At 63.9% G+C, this 15,191-nt stretch carries 17 protein-coding genes; 6 read left to right on the plus strand and 11 right to left on the minus strand.

Going from position 1 to position 15,191, the window contains the following annotated elements:
• Both IE126_RS21975 and IE126_RS21980 read right to left on the minus strand, forming a co-directional pair.
• On the minus strand, positions 1-98 hold a 98-nt coding region (locus IE126_RS21975; RefSeq protein WP_139283883.1), incomplete at its 3' end, for a GTP-binding protein.
• Between the two features lie 90 nt (positions 99-188).
• A complete protein-coding gene (locus tag IE126_RS21980; RefSeq protein ID WP_108128394.1) occupies positions 189-794 on the minus strand; it encodes a hypothetical protein in 606 nt (201 codons plus the stop codon).
• A 112-nt stretch (positions 795-906) separates the two neighbouring features.
• On the opposite strand from IE126_RS21980, the gene IE126_RS21985 reads away from it, so the two are divergent.
• Positions 907-2,259, plus strand: a complete 1,353-nt coding sequence (locus tag IE126_RS21985; RefSeq protein ID WP_054303073.1) for a cytochrome P450 — start codon at positions 907-909, stop codon at positions 2,257-2,259.
• A gap of 120 nt (positions 2,260-2,379) precedes the next feature.
• Here IE126_RS21985 and IE126_RS21990 read toward each other — a convergent pair whose 3' ends face one another.
• On the minus strand, positions 2,380-3,369 hold the full coding sequence (locus tag IE126_RS21990) for a hypothetical protein (protein WP_189382273.1): 990 nt from the start codon (positions 3,367-3,369) through the stop codon (positions 2,380-2,382).
• A gap of 15 nt (positions 3,370-3,384) precedes the next feature.
• Positions 3,385-3,855, minus strand: coding sequence for a transcription elongation factor GreA (gene greA, locus IE126_RS21995; protein WP_054303075.1), 471 nt, complete (start codon positions 3,853-3,855; stop codon positions 3,385-3,387).
• Between the two features lie 286 nt (positions 3,856-4,141).
• Between greA and IE126_RS22000 the strand changes: the two genes are divergently transcribed.
• The gene (locus IE126_RS22000; RefSeq protein ID WP_189382274.1) at positions 4,142-5,785 is read left to right on the plus strand and encodes an electron transfer flavoprotein-ubiquinone oxidoreductase; all 1,644 of its coding nucleotides are present in this window, start codon (positions 4,142-4,144) and stop codon (positions 5,783-5,785) included.
• Positions 5,786-5,861: 76 nt separating this feature from the next.
• On the opposite strand, the gene IE126_RS22005 is transcribed toward IE126_RS22000, so the two are convergent.
• Together IE126_RS22005 and lepA are read right to left on the minus strand one after the other, a co-directional pair.
• Positions 5,862-6,533 carry a hypothetical protein gene (locus IE126_RS22005; RefSeq protein ID WP_189382275.1) on the minus strand — a complete coding sequence of 224 codons (672 nt, stop codon included), beginning with the start codon at positions 6,531-6,533 and terminating at the stop codon, positions 5,862-5,864.
• Positions 6,534-6,722: 189 nt separating this feature from the next.
• On the minus strand, positions 6,723-8,522 hold the full coding sequence (gene lepA / locus IE126_RS22010; RefSeq protein ID WP_189382276.1) for a translation elongation factor 4: 1,800 nt from the start codon (positions 8,520-8,522) through the stop codon (positions 6,723-6,725).
• Between the two features lie 321 nt (positions 8,523-8,843).
• Between lepA and IE126_RS22015 the strand changes: the two genes are divergently transcribed.
• The 4 genes from IE126_RS22015 (at position 8,844) to IE126_RS22030 (ending at position 12,261) form a co-directional block, all read left to right on the plus strand.
• Positions 8,844-9,992: a Hint domain-containing protein gene (locus IE126_RS22015; RefSeq protein WP_229825792.1), complete on the plus strand. Its 1,149-nt coding sequence runs from the start codon at positions 8,844-8,846 to the stop codon at positions 9,990-9,992.
• Between the two features lie 185 nt (positions 9,993-10,177).
• Positions 10,178-10,492, plus strand: coding sequence for a hypothetical protein (locus IE126_RS22020; protein WP_054303080.1), 315 nt, complete (start codon positions 10,178-10,180; stop codon positions 10,490-10,492).
• A gap of 6 nt (positions 10,493-10,498) precedes the next feature.
• On the plus strand, positions 10,499-11,524 hold the full coding sequence (locus IE126_RS22025; protein WP_189382277.1) for a DUF2332 domain-containing protein: 1,026 nt from the start codon (positions 10,499-10,501) through the stop codon (positions 11,522-11,524).
• Positions 11,525-11,562: 38 nt separating this feature from the next.
• On the plus strand, positions 11,563-12,261 hold the full coding sequence (locus IE126_RS22030) for an NAD-dependent deacylase (RefSeq protein WP_189382278.1): 699 nt from the start codon (positions 11,563-11,565) through the stop codon (positions 12,259-12,261).
• Between the two features lie 4 nt (positions 12,262-12,265).
• Here the strand turns inward: IE126_RS22030 and IE126_RS22035 are convergent, their stop codons facing one another.
• From IE126_RS22035 to IE126_RS22055, 5 genes are all read right to left on the minus strand, one after another.
• The gene (locus IE126_RS22035; RefSeq protein ID WP_082400953.1) at positions 12,266-12,778 is read right to left on the minus strand and encodes a copper chaperone PCu(A)C; all 513 of its coding nucleotides are present in this window, start codon (positions 12,776-12,778) and stop codon (positions 12,266-12,268) included.
• Positions 12,779-12,817: 39 nt separating this feature from the next.
• A complete protein-coding gene (locus IE126_RS22040) occupies positions 12,818-13,168 on the minus strand; it encodes a hypothetical protein (protein ID WP_054303082.1) in 351 nt (116 codons plus the stop codon).
• Between the two features lie 121 nt (positions 13,169-13,289).
• Complete coding sequence (gene rpmB, locus IE126_RS22045; RefSeq protein ID WP_054303083.1) at positions 13,290-13,577, minus strand: 50S ribosomal protein L28; 288 nt, start codon at positions 13,575-13,577, stop codon at positions 13,290-13,292.
• A 104-nt stretch (positions 13,578-13,681) separates the two neighbouring features.
• The gene (locus tag IE126_RS26120; RefSeq protein WP_229825796.1) at positions 13,682-14,461 is read right to left on the minus strand and encodes a methylated-DNA--[protein]-cysteine S-methyltransferase; all 780 of its coding nucleotides are present in this window, start codon (positions 14,459-14,461) and stop codon (positions 13,682-13,684) included.
• Entirely contained in the window at positions 14,458-15,138 is a 681-nt protein-coding gene (locus tag IE126_RS22055; protein WP_189382279.1) for a thiamine diphosphokinase, read from the minus strand. Before IE126_RS22055 ends, IE126_RS26120 begins: the two co-directional genes overlap by 4 nt.
• Positions 15,139-15,191 lie beyond the last annotated feature (53 nt).

Raw genomic sequence — 15,191 nt, forward strand, 5'->3', positions numbered from 1 at the left:
GTGATCGCAGCGGTCAGCGTCGTCTTCCCGTGGTCAACGTGGCCAATCGTGCCAATGTTGACGTGCGGTTTGTTCCGTTCAAACTTTGCCTTTGCCATGGGGGCCCTCGCGGTCTGTGGGGCCCTGAGGACAAGGCCCGTAATCTACACCGGGCGCGACTTAGCCATGAAAGCCGGGAAAATCAAGTATCACTTGCCTTCGGCGCCTGTATCTTCGGCGGCTGCGGCATCCCCGGTCTTCGGCTTTTTGCCCTTTGCAGGCAGGTCAAACCATTCAGGGTTGTCGAGGAACCACTTCTCCACCGCCCTGGCCGCGTTGAAGGACAGCGCCGCCATCTGCTGCTCACGCGTCTTGGTCAGCCCGGAACCCACGACGCTGTCGCCATCGAGGTTCTCGAAAATGGTCATTTTCTTGCCCTCGGCATTCAGCTTCTTCTGTTTCGCGTCATCCCAGACATTCGCCGTGATCGCCAGCACCGACTTGGGCGACAGCACCACCGGAACCCCGGGAGGAGCAAGGGCATAGGCATCGACCGAGATGCCGATATTGTAGATCCGCTTGCCCTCGTAGCGCCCGAAACGATCATCCACCGCCTTCTTCATGGCGGCTTCCCATTCCTCCACCGTCGCCTCGCGGGAAATCGGCACCTTCTGCATCTTGTCGGCCACGACAATGTTGTGCCCCAGCACGAAATCCCCCAGGTCTGCAGGCGGATCGGACAGGTCGTTCTTCGCACAGGCCGCCGTCAGCAGCAGCATCAGAGGCAAGGCAAGGCGGCGGGCAGGTCGCGACATCGGCATTCTCCGGTCTGGGTGCCCTCCGATTACCCGCTTGCCACCGACCATGCAACGACGCGGAATTGCCTCGGGCAATCCCGTGCCTATATCCTGGGAACAGGAGGTCCAGATGGATTCAACCACCGCCCTGCCCGTCCGCGTGCCGCTCGCGACCAGGCCTCTGGGCATTCTCGGCTCGCTGCGCGCCGGACGCCGCAACGTGCTGGAACTGATCCCCGAAATCGCCACCCATGCCCCGATCCTGTCGGGCCGCACCGGCAAGCGCTGGCATATGGTGATGGACCCCGGCGCGCTGCGGCAGATCCTGCGCGACCGGGTGCAGGATTACCCGAAATCCGTGGTCACCAAACTGCTGCTGGAACCCGCCATCGGCGACAGCCTCTTCGTGGCCGAAGGGCAAAGCTGGCTCTGGCAGCGCCGCACCGCCGCGCCGGTCTTCTCGCATCGCAACGTCGCAGCTCTCGCCCCGGTGATGACCGCCGCCGCCGAAGCGGCAAGCGCCCGCATCGCCGCCGCCGGGCCGCGCGCGGTCGATCTGTTCGACGAAATGGTGCGCACCACCTTCGACGTCATCTCCGATGTGACCTTCGCCGGCGGCGACGGGCTGAACCCCGCCGCCGTCCATCTCGCCATCGAGGATTATATCGCAGGCACCGCCAGGGTCTCGCTGCTCGACATCCTCGGCCTGCCCGGCTGGGTGCCTCGCCCCTCGCGCCTGCAAGCCCGCAACCGCATGGGGGCCATGAAACAGATGGCCGATTCCACCATAGCGAACCGCCGGACCCGCGGCCCCTCCATCCCGCCCGACCTGCTGGACCTGCTGCTCGCCGGGCAAGACCCGGAAACCGGCCGCCGGATGACCACGGCAGAGTTGCGCGACAACCTGCTGACCTTCATCGTCGCAGGCCATGAAACCACCGCCCTCACCTTGTCCTGGGCGCTCTACCTCGCGGCTTTCGACCCCGCCCGGCAGGCGCGCGCGCGGGAAGAAGCGCAGGCCCGCCTCGGCACCCGCGCCGCGACGGCGGACGATCTGCCCCACTTGCCCTTCATCCGCGCCATGGTCGAGGAAACCCTGCGCCTTTACCCGCCCGCCGCTTTCCTCTCGCGCACCGCACAAGAAATGGACCGGCTCTGCGGGCGCGAGATCCGGCCGGGCGATACGGTGATCCTGCCGATCTACGCGCTGCATCGCCATCACAGGCTCTGGCATGACCCCGACAGCTTCCACCCCGAACGCTTCCTCGACAGCCGCCCCGAACGCTTCGCCTTCCTGCCGTTCGGCGACGGCCCCCGCATCTGCATCGGCGCCAGCTTCGCCATGCAGGAGGCCGTGATCATCCTTGCCACCCTGCTTGCACGCTTCGCCTTCGCTCCGGTGCCTGGCAAGCGCCCAAATCCCGTGATGATCCTTACCCTGCGTCCCGAAGGCGGCGTATGGCTCTCCGCCACCCCGGTCTGATATTTGCTTCCTGCAAAAATACTCCCACCGGAGGCACAGCCGAGGCGATCCGCCAAAGGCGGACGACGAGATAAAAGACGCGCGGGCCCACAAGGGCCCGTTCCGCCTGAAAAGCGCGGGCTACTCGAAAACCCCCGCCACCCGGCCGAACAGCATGAAGGCGCGCGCGGTGCGGGTATCCGCCAGATCAACCAGTTCGGCATCGGTGGCGTTCTTCTCGAATTCAGTAAAAGTCCGGTCGAACGTCCGCAGGAAGTGATGCGCCGCATCGCGGAAGATCGGGTCTTCCCGCATCCGCCCTGCCGTCAGCGCCAGCGACGAACGGTCGCGAATCCCGCCCAGCCCTGAAATTGCCCGCCCGCGTTCGCCTTGGGCGAAACTGCGCCACAGTTCGGGCCGCGCCCGATCCGGCTTCAGGTCATCCATATAGATGCCTTCCTGCGCCAGCAGCGTCAGCACATCCTGCGCGGCGCGGATCAGCTTGGCGACCGTGCGATCCTCCAGTGCCAGACGAAGCGCCCGAAACCCGTCACGGTCATCGGGGTTCTCGGGGAATTGCAGCGCGCGGATGAATTCAGCCACCGACAGCGGCGCACGAAGATCCTCCGCCGGAGTTCCCAGCGCCAGCGCCGGCTGATCCTCGGCCGCAGCGCTCCTTGACGGGGCGACCAGCGCCGCCTTGCGGTCCGCCGAGGCCTGTACAAGCGAGGCATCGCGGCGCGAGGTGAAGGTGGCCAGCACCGTCTCGGCCGTTTTGGCCGCACGCTCGATCTCCTGCAACTTCTGCTCGACGGAAGGCTGCACCTGACTCTGCACCCAGGTTGCCCGCATGGTTTCAACCGAAGCCTGCAACCGCGCGGCTTCGGCCCGCAGATCCTGCACCGACCGGAGCGTCGTAACCCCGATCCAGATCAGCGCGATGGGCAGGAACACCATGACCAGCGTCATCACCAGATCAAGCGTCCCGCCTTCCCCCGGCCCGGCCAGAAGATAGGCGGCGACAGCCACCACCCAGATCACGCTCAGCGCAGCGGCCACGGCCTCCACACGCGAAAACCGGGCGCCGGTCTCTGCCGCGCCACCCATCGGGCTGTCATGCGGTTCGGGCATGGTGCCTCCCTCGCCTCAGATATAACGGACGCTCAGCACTTCGTAACTGCGGTCGCCGCCCGGCGTCTTGACCTCGACACTGTCGCCTTCGTCCTTGCCGATCAGTGCCCGCGCCAGCGGCGAGCGGATGTTCAGCAGCCCGCGCTCCAGATCCGCCTCGACTTCACCGACGATCTGATAGGTCTTTTCCTGATCCGTGTCCTCGTCCACCAGCGTTACCGTGGCGCCAAACTTGATCGGCCCCGACAGTTTCGCGGTGTCGATCACCTCGGCCAGCGACAGCGTGCCCTCAAGCTCCTTGATGCGGCCTTCGATGAAGCTCTGCTTTTCGCGGGCGGAATGGTATTCGGCGTTTTCCGACAGGTCACCCAGCTCGCGCGCCTCGGCAATGGCCTGGATGATGGCGGGACGCTCCACCGATTTCAGGTGCTTCAGTTCGCCATCCAGCGTGTCGAACCCTGCGCGGGTCATCGGAATCTTTTCCATCGGTCTCTCACCAAAAAACAAAGCCACGGCCCGGCCAGGCCATGACTCTCCGTCGTCTTGGCCTCACCAGACCGCACCGGCGCCGCAAATGCAAGGGGCCGCGGCAGGGAAACGACAGATCGGCGGATGGTTGCGTCACAGGCACCGCAAGAATATTTCTCCTATGCCGCGATGCAGCGCTTTGATGTTGCGTCACGATTGACGGGCGCTTTCCCTTGGGGCAGACAAAACCCCGGACAAATCCAGCAAGCGGCGCGTGGCGCCCGTAGCCACAGGGGAGACGCGGATGGCAGAGATCGAACGCGAGAGCATGGAATACGATGTCGTGATCGTAGGGGGCGGGCCTGCTGGTCTGTCAGCGGCGATCCGGCTGAAACAGCTCGACCCCGATCTGAATGTCGTGCTGTTAGAGAAAGGGTCCGAGGTCGGCGCGCATATCCTGTCCGGTGCCGTGCTGGATACCTGCGGGCTGGATGCCCTGCTGCCCGACTGGCAGTCGATGGACGCCCCGATCAAGACCGAGGTGAAAGAAGACAATTTCTACATCCTCGGCCCGGCCGGGCAGGCGCGCATCCCGAACTGGCCGATGCCGCCCTTCATGAACAACCACGGCAAGTACATCGTCTCGATGGCAAATGTCTGCCGCTGGATGGCGGGCGTGGCCGAGGGGCTGGGGGTCGAGATCTTTCCGGGCATGTCCTGTTCGCAACTGGTCTACGAAGGTGACCGGGTGGTCGGCGTCGTCGCCGGCGAGTTCGGCCTGGGTGAAGACGGCCAGCCCGGCCCGAACTACGAGCCGGGGATGGAGTTGCGTGGCAAATACGTCTTCCTCGCGGAAGGCGTGCGCGGTTCGCTGTCGAAGGAGGTCATCGCGAAATATGACCTGTCGAAGGGCCATTGCCCGCAGAAATTCGGCATCGGCATGAAAGAGATCTGGGAGATCGACCCCGCCAAGCACCGCGAGGGCACGGTCACTCACACGATGGGCTGGCCGCTCGGGTCGAATGCCGGGGGTGGTTCGTTCATCTACCACCTTGAAAACAATCAGGTCTATGTCGGCTTTGTGGTTCACCTGAACTACGCCAACCCGCATCTCTATCCCTATATGGAATTCCAGCGCTTCAAGCATCACCCGATGGTGGCTGATCTGCTGGCAGGCGGGAAACGCGTGGCCTATGGCGCTCGTGCGATCAGCGAGGGCGGTTGGCAGTCCATGCCCAAGATGGTGGCGCCGGGCGTGGCGCTGCTGGGCTGTTCGGTCGGCATGGTGAACGTGCCCCGCATCAAGGGCAACCATAACGCCATGCTGTCGGGCAAAGCCGCCGCCGAAGCCGCCTTTGACGCGATCAAGGCAGGCCGCGAGGGCGACGAACTTGCTGCCTATGAAACCGAAGTCCGCACCGGCCCGATCGGCAAGGATCTGAAGAAGGTCCGCAACGTCAAGCCGCTGTGGTCGAAATTCGGCCTCGTCGCCTCGCTGATGGGCGGCGGCGCCGATATGTGGCTCAACACCATCGGCCTGACGCTGTTCGGTACGCTGAAACACGGCAAGACCGACGCGCAGGCCACCGGAAAGGCGAAGGATTTCAAGAAAATCGATTATCCGAAGCCCGATGGCAAACTGTCCTTCGACCGGCTGACCAACGTGGCCTTCAGCTTCACCAACCACGATGAAAGCCAGCCCGCGCATCTGAAGCTGAAAGACCCGTCGCTGCCGATCCGCGTTAACCTGCCCGAATATGACGAACCGGCGCAACGCTACTGCCCCGCTGGCGTCTACGAGGTGATCGGCGAAGGCGCCGAGGCGCGGTTCCAGATCAACTTCCAGAACTGCGTCCACTGCAAGACCTGCGATATCAAGGACCCGACGCAGAACATCAACTGGACCACGCCACAGGGCGGTGACGGCCCGAACTACCCGAACATGTAAGGCAATAGCGGCAGGGGAAACCCTGCCGCTTTTCATTGCAGGACATGCCCCCGCAGCGCTCACCGCAATCCGGCTGTCACCTCAGCATTCTGATATGCAGCTTGCCTTCAACCACCGCGAACAGATGGTCGCGATCATCCTCAGCCGAATACCACTTCCCAAGAAAACCTGTCTTGTCGAGCGCCTCGGCACGTCGCCACATGCAAGCGTTCATCTCCTCGACAATGGCGACATGCCTGTTCCGGTCTTCTTCTGTATTGATGCCATTTCGGAACGATCTGATCACCAGGTCATAGGCCGCGCGACAGGCCGCCGCCTCGCTGTCGATCTGCGCCATAAAATCCCGGCCGGTTTGTTGGCCTACGGTCGCCCCATATGGCACCGGCCTAAAACGATTCTCCGGCGGATAGTCCTCGACCTCACGGGAAGAACCTGTCTGACGTTTCATGCGCGTCTTTTGGCCGTCCTCCTCAAAGGAACAGAACGTAACCCAGCAGTCGCTGCGTTTGATAAGCGCGTGGCGCTTTGCGACACGAGAGCTCCCGCCGGTCAGCGAACTGATGCGTTCCCCCGAAACCTCGCTGACAATCTCTTGGTGCCGACGGCCATTATAAACCCGCGTTCCCTGCGGCGTGGGTGAGCCACACTCGATGCGGGGTTGCCAGTCCTCTTCCGCCACCGCGCGCCCGGCAGGCACGAGCAGCAGCATCCCCGTGATGAGCCTGAAGATTACCGCAAATCCCGACATCCGGCCCGCCCCTGAGGAGATTCGGCCCAAGCTGCCCGGCAGGCAGTCCAGACGTCAACCAGAGATTGCAGACATGGCGGCTTGCGTTGCGGAAACAGGCCAGAGAGCGCCACGCGTATCAAGCGCCCTTTATGGAGACCGACATACCCCCGATACGGTCAGGGGCATGCGCCCTAAATACGCTATGCCTCAGCTATCCATCTTGAGCGCATTGATGAAGGCGCTTTGCGGGATTTCCACTTTCCCGAACTGGCGCATCTTCTTCTTGCCCTCTTTCTGCTTCTCCAAGAGCTTCTTCTTCCGGGTCGCGTCGCCGCCATAGCATTTCGCGGTCACGTCCTTGCGCATGGCGCTGATCGTTTCGCGCGCGATGACACGGCCGCCAATCGCCGCTTGGATCGGGATCTTGAACATGTGACGGGGGATCAGCTCTTTCAGCTTCTCCACCATCACGCGCCCCCGCGCCTCGGCCCGGTCGCGGTGAACCATGATCGCCAGCGCATCCACCGGCTCGTCGTTCACCAGAATGGACATCTTCACCAGATTGTCCTCCCGGTATTCCGACAGTTGATAGTCAAACGAAGCATAGCCCTTGGTCACCGACTTCAGCCGATCATAGAAATCGAACACCACCTCGGCCAGAGGCAGGTCATATTCGACCATCGCGCGGCTGCCCGCATAGGTAAGGTTCAGCTGGATACCCCGGCGATCCTGGCAAAGCTTCAGGATGTCGCCCAGATATTCGTCGGGCACCATGATCGTGGCCTTGATGCGCGGCTCTTCGATATGGTCGATATAGGTCAGGTCGGGCATGTCAGCGGGGTTGTGCAACTCGCGCACCTCGCCATCCTTCATGTGCAGCTTGAAGACCACAGAAGGCGCGGTGGTGATCAGGTCGAGGTCATATTCCCGCTCCAGCCGGTCGCGCACGACCTCCAGATGCAGAAGCCCGAGGAAGCCCATGCGGAACCCAAAGCCAAGCGCGGCCGAGGTTTCCATTTCATAACTGAAGCTCGCGTCGTTCAGCGCCAGCTTTTCGATGGCGTCACGCAACGCCTCGAAGTCATTGGCATCGACCGGGAAAAGACCGCAGAACACCACCGGCTGCGCGGGTTTGAACCCCGGCAGCGGCGCGTCGCAGGGCTTGCGCTCATGCGTGATCGTATCGCCCACGCGGGTGTCGCGCACCTGCTTGATCGAAGCGGTCAGCACGCCGATCTCGCCCGGCCCCAGTTCGGGAATATCCACCATCTGCGGTTTCAGCACCGCCAGCTTGTCGATGCCGTAAACCGCGCCGGTCTGCATCATCTTGACCCGGTCGCCCTTCCTGATCACGCCGTCGATGACGCGGATCATGACGACGACACCCAGATAGGCGTCATACCAGCTGTCGACCAGCATAGCCTTCAGCGGCGCATCGCGGTCGCCCTTGGGTGCGGGCAGGCGCTTCACAATAGCCTCCAGCACATCCGGAATGCCGAGGCCGGTCTTGGCAGAAATCGGGATCGCATCCGAGGCGTCGATGCCGATCACATCCTCGATGTTTTCCTTGACCCGCTCGGGGTCGGCGGCAGGCAGGTCGACCTTGTTCAGCACCGGCACGATATCATGACCTGCGTCAATCGCCTGATAGACATTGGCCAGCGTCTGCGCCTCGACCCCCTGCGACGCATCCACCACCAGAAGCGAGCCCTCGACCGCGCGCATCGACCGGCTGACCTCATAGGCGAAGTCGACGTGGCCGGGCGTGTCGATCAGGTTCAGGACGTAGGTATTGCCATCCTTCGCCGGATATTCGATCCGCACCGTGTTGGCCTTGATGGTGATGCCGCGCTCGCGCTCGATGTCCATGCTGTCCAGCATCTGCGCCTTCATGTCGCGCGCAGCCACCGTGCCGGTCATCTGGATGAGCCGGTCGGCGAGGGTGGATTTGCCGTGGTCGATATGGGCCACGATCGAGAAATTGCGGATACGGTCAAGCTGGGTCATGGGCGCGCATATATCCTGTCATGCAAGGGCCGGGAAGGGGGATTTGCGTGCCGGGGATCAGCGGGGGATCGGGCAGGATCGGCTCCCGTCAGGGGGGAATTTTTGGCCCCTCACAGCACGCCCGACCCGTTTCCATTCCGGAAACAGCCAGATCTTGCCATGATATCCTGCAATTGCATGAATTTCTTAAAGTAAACACGCCTTCGCCACGAATTTTGCACGATTTGACATTCGCCGCGGCCCTTCCCATCCCCTGTAGCTGCGGGCCGCTGCCATGCTCCGCCGCCCGGCAAGGGCGTTACCAGTTCGGGGGAATTTGCGATGCCGACCAGTACGGTCAATTGGCTATGGATCGGGAACCTGCCCGCCATCGACAGCACAGCTTCCAGCAATGTCACTCAAAGCCAGCTCAATGCCGCAGGGATGAACGACTATTCCGTCACCGGACCGGGGCATATCGCGCCGGTGGCGGTTACGGGCACCACCACCAGCAGCGGCGGGGCGCAGGTTTTCACCGCACCGTTCAACCAGACCAACAATTTCCTCAGCCAGTTCAGCTTCGACAGCCCGACAACGCCGGGCACGATCAGCGGCCAGACGATCCAGACCACCTTCCGGGGCGACATTACCATCACTCTGCCCGACGGCAGCACCTCCGGCCAGGTGGCGACCATCGTGCAGATGACAAACGGCGACCTGTTTCTGCGGCCCAACGCCAATTACCTGCCCGACTGGGATGGCATCAACGCGCTGCGGTCCATCACCATCAATCAGGCGACACCGTTCCCGAACAACACGGTTCTGAACGCGGTTATCTCGTTCGATCCTGATATTTTCGATATCGAAATCCCCTGTTTCACGGCAGGCACGCTGATCCGCACCCGCGATGGCCTGCGCGCCATCGAAAGTCTTGCCGTCGGTGATCTGGTGGAAACCGCCGATCACGGGGCACAGGCGCTGCGCTGGATCGGCACGCGAAGCCTGTCTTCCGCCGAACTGGCCGCGTCGGCACATTTGCGGCCGGTGCGCATCGCCGCCGGGGCGCTCGGCCCCGGTCAGCCGGAGCGCGAGATGCATGTGTCACCACAGCACCGGATGCTGGTCCGCTCGCGGATCGCGCAGCGGATGTTCGAGACCGAAGAGGTATTGGTTGCCGCCTGCCATCTGATCGGTCTGCCGGGCATTACGCGCGATGACAGCCTGCGACCCGTCACCTATGTGCATCTGATGTTCGACCGGCATGAAATCCTCTTTGCCGACGGCGCCCCCAGCGAAAGCCTGTATCCGGGCCCGATGGCGATGCGCGCTCTGGGCAATGAGGCAGCGCAGGAAATCCTTGCACTGTTCCCGGAACTGGCGATTCTCGACAGCGGCTGGCTGCGCCCGGCGCGGGTGCTGGTGCCCGGTCGGCGGGGGCGTCAGATGGCCGAAAGGCACCTGCGCAATCACACGGCCCTACTGGCTGCCTGAGCTTCAGGCCACATCATCTTGCGGCGGGGTGCCCTGCGCCCCGCATCATCCGGCGCTGCCCCCGCCGTTTCGGCCAATTTTCGCCGGTTTGCGCCAGATCATTGATAAATTTGCCCCGAATCGTCATAATTGTTGCCAGAAAATGACCGGGGCGGACCCTCGTCCCGGCGGCATGAGGCAGAGACATGAAGAAACTGGTTCTGGCAGGCGCCTTTGGCGCATTGGTGCTTCCCGTCATGGCGACTTCCGTATTTGCAGGCTCGATCGAACGGGCTTGCCTGCGCTCTGATCGCGGCTCGGCCAACCCGGCCATCTGCGGCTGCATCCAGCAGGTCGCCGACATGACGCTGACGGGCCGCGACCAGCGGAAGGCCGCCAAGATGATGGCAGACCCGGATCTGGCACATGAGGTCTGGATTTCGAAACGCGAAGCCGATGACGCGTTCTGGGAGCGTTACAAATCTTTCGGCCAGACCGCCGAGGCCTATTGCGCCGGCTGACCCTCCGTGGCTGACCGTCTGCCTGCGGCCTTTGCCGAGCAGGCAGCGAGTTGCGCCGCGCTTGGCTCACCCTTCATGGAGCGGCTTATGCGCCATCTGGCGGCGCATTGGCCTGATGACACCGATCTGGCGCGTCGTTTCGTGGACTGGCCGGGGGAGATCGGGCCGCGCGGTGCCTCCCTGCCCCTTCGGCTGGCCAGCGGCCTGCATGCGCTTGTGCTGACCGGGCAGGATGACGCGCTGGCGGCGGCTTATCCCGGCGGCGCTGGCGGCGATCTCGGGCTGGCACTGGATGCTGCCCTCCACCGGCATGATGCCTTCCTGAGCCAGTGGTGCAACCGCGCGCCGCAGACCAATGAAATCTGCCGCTCTGCCGTGCTGATTGCCGTGGCGCACTGGCTGACCGCGCGGTTCGGCCTGCCCATCGTATTGTCGGAACTGGGCGCGAGCGCCGGGCTGAACCTGATGTTCGACCGCTACGCCCTGGATATTGCCGGGCGGCGCTTCGGCCCGGCGGATGCCGTTTTGCGATTGAAACCCGACTGGCACGGGCCACTGCCCCCTGCCACACCACCCGTCATCGCCCGGCGGCGCGGCGTCGATCTGGCCCCGCTGCGTGCTGACCGGCCGGAGGATGAACTGCGCCTGCTGTCCTGCCTTTGGCCCGATCAGGCCGACCGGCTGTCGCGCACGCGCGCTGCCTTGCAGGTGCAGGACGCGACCGTCGATCAGGCGGATGCGGTGGAATGGCTGGAACAGCGGCTGACATCAACCAGCCCCGGCCATCTGCATCTGGTCTGTCATACGGTTGCCTGGCAATATTTTCCGCCCGAGGCGCAGCGGCGGGGCACAGGGTTACTTGAAGCAGCAGGCGCGCGTGCGACGCCCGACACCCCTTTGGCCTGGTTCGGGATGGAAGCGGATGCGGGGGCAGAGGGCGCCGGACTGCGCCTGCGTCTCTGGCCCGGCGATCTGGACCTTGCGATGGGCCGGGCGGGTTTTCATGGACAGTGGGTCAACTGGTCCGGCTGACCGCGAAACCATCAGCAGCCCCGCAGGAGCACACCGCAATGGAAACCATCGTCATCCTGACCGGCGCCGGGATCAGCGCGGAAAGCGGGTTGGGCACCTTCCGCGACAAGAATGGCCTCTGGACCCGCTATGACCTGAACGAGGTTGCCACGCCCGAAGGCTTCGCCCGGAATCCCGCGTTGGTGCACGATTTCTATAATGCCCGCCGGGCAAATGCGCGTGCAGCGCATCCGAATGCTGCGCATGAGGCGCTGGCGCGTCTGCAACGCCACTGGCCCGGCAAGGTGCGGATCGTGACGCAGAATGTGGATGACCTGCATGAACGCGCAGGGTCGTCCGATGTCCTTCACATGCATGGCGCACTGGAGGGCGCGCTCTGCGCCGCTTGTGGCCATCGCTGGCCAGCCCCCGCCGCGATGCATCCCGCAACGCCCTGCCCCACCTGCCACGCGCGACAGGTCCGCCCCGACATCGTCTGGTTCGGCGAATATCCGTATCACATGGAAACAGTGTGGGACTTGCTGCGCCGCGCTGATCTGTTCGTCGCGATCGGCAGTTCAGGCACGGTCTACCCCGCAGCGGCCTTCGCACAGGATGCAGCCCGCGCGGGCGCGCATTGTCTTGAACTGAATACCGAGGCGAGCGCCGTCGCCCCGGATTTTCACGAGATCAGGCTTGGCCCCGCCACGCAGCTTGTCCCGCTCTGGGTGGACGAGGTGCTGGACCGGCGGGGTTGAAGGCTCAGTTCGAGGCGCCCGTCTGGCCGTGGTTCATCTTGCTGTGGTCGTGGCCCATGCCGCCGCCCATCTGCATGCCATCCTGACGCTCAAGATCCACCGGAATTTCGACGGTCATTTCACCTGCCTTCTCGAACGTCAGGGTCACGCTGACCATATCGCCCTGCTTCAGTTCGCGCGTCAGGCCCAGCAGCATAACGTGATCGCCGCCACGCGCCAGCGCATGTTCGCTGTGGGCGGGAACGGCAAAGCCTTCCTCCACTTTCATCATCTTCATAACGCCATCGCCCATGTCCTTGTGGGTATGGAGCTCAACCTTCTGCGCCACATCCGACGCGGCCGAGACCAGACGGTCATCCGCATCGCCATGGTTCTCGATCACCATGAAAGCTGCTCCGGACTTGGACATCATGGACGAGGTGCGCGCATAGGCATCCTTCACCTCGATATCCCCGGCAAAAGCCGGAAGGGCAACGCAGAGGGCGGCAACGCTCAGAAGCGATTTGAAAAGGGTCATTTGTTCTGTCCTTTGATTGAGGTCTGTGTCGGAAAGAGATCACGACAGGACAGGTGGACCCCGCGCCGAAGGCCGGGGCCGGGCTTGCGCCATTTCCGCATGCGGAGCCGGCCATTCCGCCCGGGTGATCCGGCCTGCGGGCCGCTCCGGGGGCGGCAGTGACCCCGGCGGGGCGGCAGAGGCGCCGATGACGCAATCGGGGCAAAGATGCACCGGCCCGACAGGCCGGCCGGCGGCGTCCACACTCAGCAGCCGGGTCTGGCCCTCAGAGCAGATTTCCATTTCGGACACAGCCACCGGCAGCGCCCGCGCCACGCCAAGCCCGAGCGCACCGGCCACAAAGGCCAGCAGCACGAGCATTCCGGTCAGATGTCGGATAAAACGGCGCATGACCTTGCCTAGCGCAGCGCCCCGGATTTGACCAGCGCGGCAATGCCCCTGCGGCATCCTGCCCGCACCAAAAGCAAAACCCCGCCAAAGGCGGGGCTTCAACATCCGACCGAAGTCAGGATCAGGCGGCAGCCTGAGCCTTCTCAATCTCTTTCTTGATCTTCAGCGCCTTGGCCGAAAGCTCGTCATCCTTGGCTTTCGCGAGGAAAGCATCCAGGCCGCCACGATGATCGACGGTCCGCAGCGCGGCCGAGGACACGCGCAGCTTGAACGACTGGCCCAGAACGTCCGAGATCAGGGTGACGTCATTCAGGTTCGGCAGGAAGCGCCGTTTGGTCTTGTTGTTGGCGTGGCTGATGTTGTTACCAACCATCGGGCCTTTACCGCTCAGTTCGCAGACGCGCGACATCGTCTTGTTCCTTGTCTTTCGGACCTGTGCCCCGTTGAGCGGCGGCCCGGAGTAACACCCAAAGCGCCCGCAAAGCTGCGGGTACCGAATTCCATCGCAGCCCTTTAGGCGGAAATCCGGTCAGCGTCAAGCGATTCACCGCCCGGAGCCTGCGCGCTTTCCAGCCCGAGCAGGTACTGTTTGCGCCACAACCCACCGCCATAGCCGGTCAGGCTGCCGTCCGAGCCCAGGATTCGGTGGCAGGGGATGAGAATCGCCACCGGATTGGCCCCGTTGGCCGCAGCAGCCGCCCGAACGGCGTCGGGCCTGCCGATCCGGGCCGCAAGATCGGCATATCGGATCGTGACGCCGGGCGGAATACGGCGCAACTCGTGCCAGACCCTGATCTGAAAGGGCGTGCCGAGCGGAGCCAGCGGCAAGTCAGCCGCACCGAAATCTCCGGCGAAATAACGCTGCAAACCATGCGCCAGCCTCTCGGTCATCGTGGATTGCCCCGGAGCGATTCGTCCCTTTGCCGCGCGGGCAAGCGCCCTGATCTCCCGGGCCAGCACCGGGCGCGAGGTGAATTCCAGCAGGCGGACGGCCTGCGCGTCGCAGATCGCCAGCATTTCGCCCAGAGGTGTCGGCAACAAAGCGGCATGCAGCACGACAGGCCCGTCGTCACCGCCGCCAAGCCGCACCAGCGCCCCGGCCAGCCCCGCGTCAAACCCGTTGGCCCGCTGATCCAGCGGGTCGCAATCCGGGCAGGGCCGCAATCCGGCCGCAAGGCAGGTAGCGGGGTTGTCACAGACCTCTGCCCCCTGACGCGGGGCCAGACGACAGCCGGTCCGGCAGAAAACCCCGGCAGCGCCTGCTGCCAACCACCCCGTCGATTCGCCTTTCATGCCACCGCCCCCAGCAGGCCCGTCAAAGCGGCATCCAGACGACCGCGCGGCAGAATCGCCAGCATCCCCGGCCCATCCAGCCGCAATTGCACCGGCCCTTCGGCCACTTCGTTGGAGGTGCCGATCATCCCGTCCGGCGCAAAGGCAATTCCGTCGATAGGCCAGCGCAACCCCGTGCTGCATCCGGAAACGGGCATCATCGGAAACAGCGACAGCCTGTCCCCCGCCCGCAGATTCAGACGAATTTGTGGCGGAACCGCAAAGATTACATCCTCGGGCGTCAGAAGCAGACAAGGCATTGGGTTGGGGCGGGCAGCATGGGCCACCAGCACCGACAGCACCGCAAGCTCATGGTCCATCCGCCCCCCCGTCGCGCCCAGGGCCAGCACGAACGGCGCGCGAATGGATCGCAGCGCCTTGTCGAAATCGGTGGTCATCTGCTCGGTGATCGGGTGCAAGACATCCGCCAGCGACTCTCTCGCGCGCGCGGAAAGGGAATCGAGGTCACCAATTACGGCCTGCGGCTCCACTCCCAGACCCAGTGCCCGGTCAGCCCCACCATCGGCAGCCACAATCACAGGCGCCCGCCGCAGCGCCATCCGCAACTCGGCCCGCCGCACCGGACCGCCCGCCACAAGCGTGACCGGATCGGAGGATTCGACAATGACCGCATTCATGGGGATACTGTTCCGAAATAAGGCAGGCACCGGCGCCACGGGCCATAATCAAT

The organism is Gemmobacter nanjingensis (assembly GCF_014652195.1).
Classification (GTDB): Bacteria; Pseudomonadota; Alphaproteobacteria; order Rhodobacterales; family Rhodobacteraceae; genus Gemmobacter; species Gemmobacter caeni.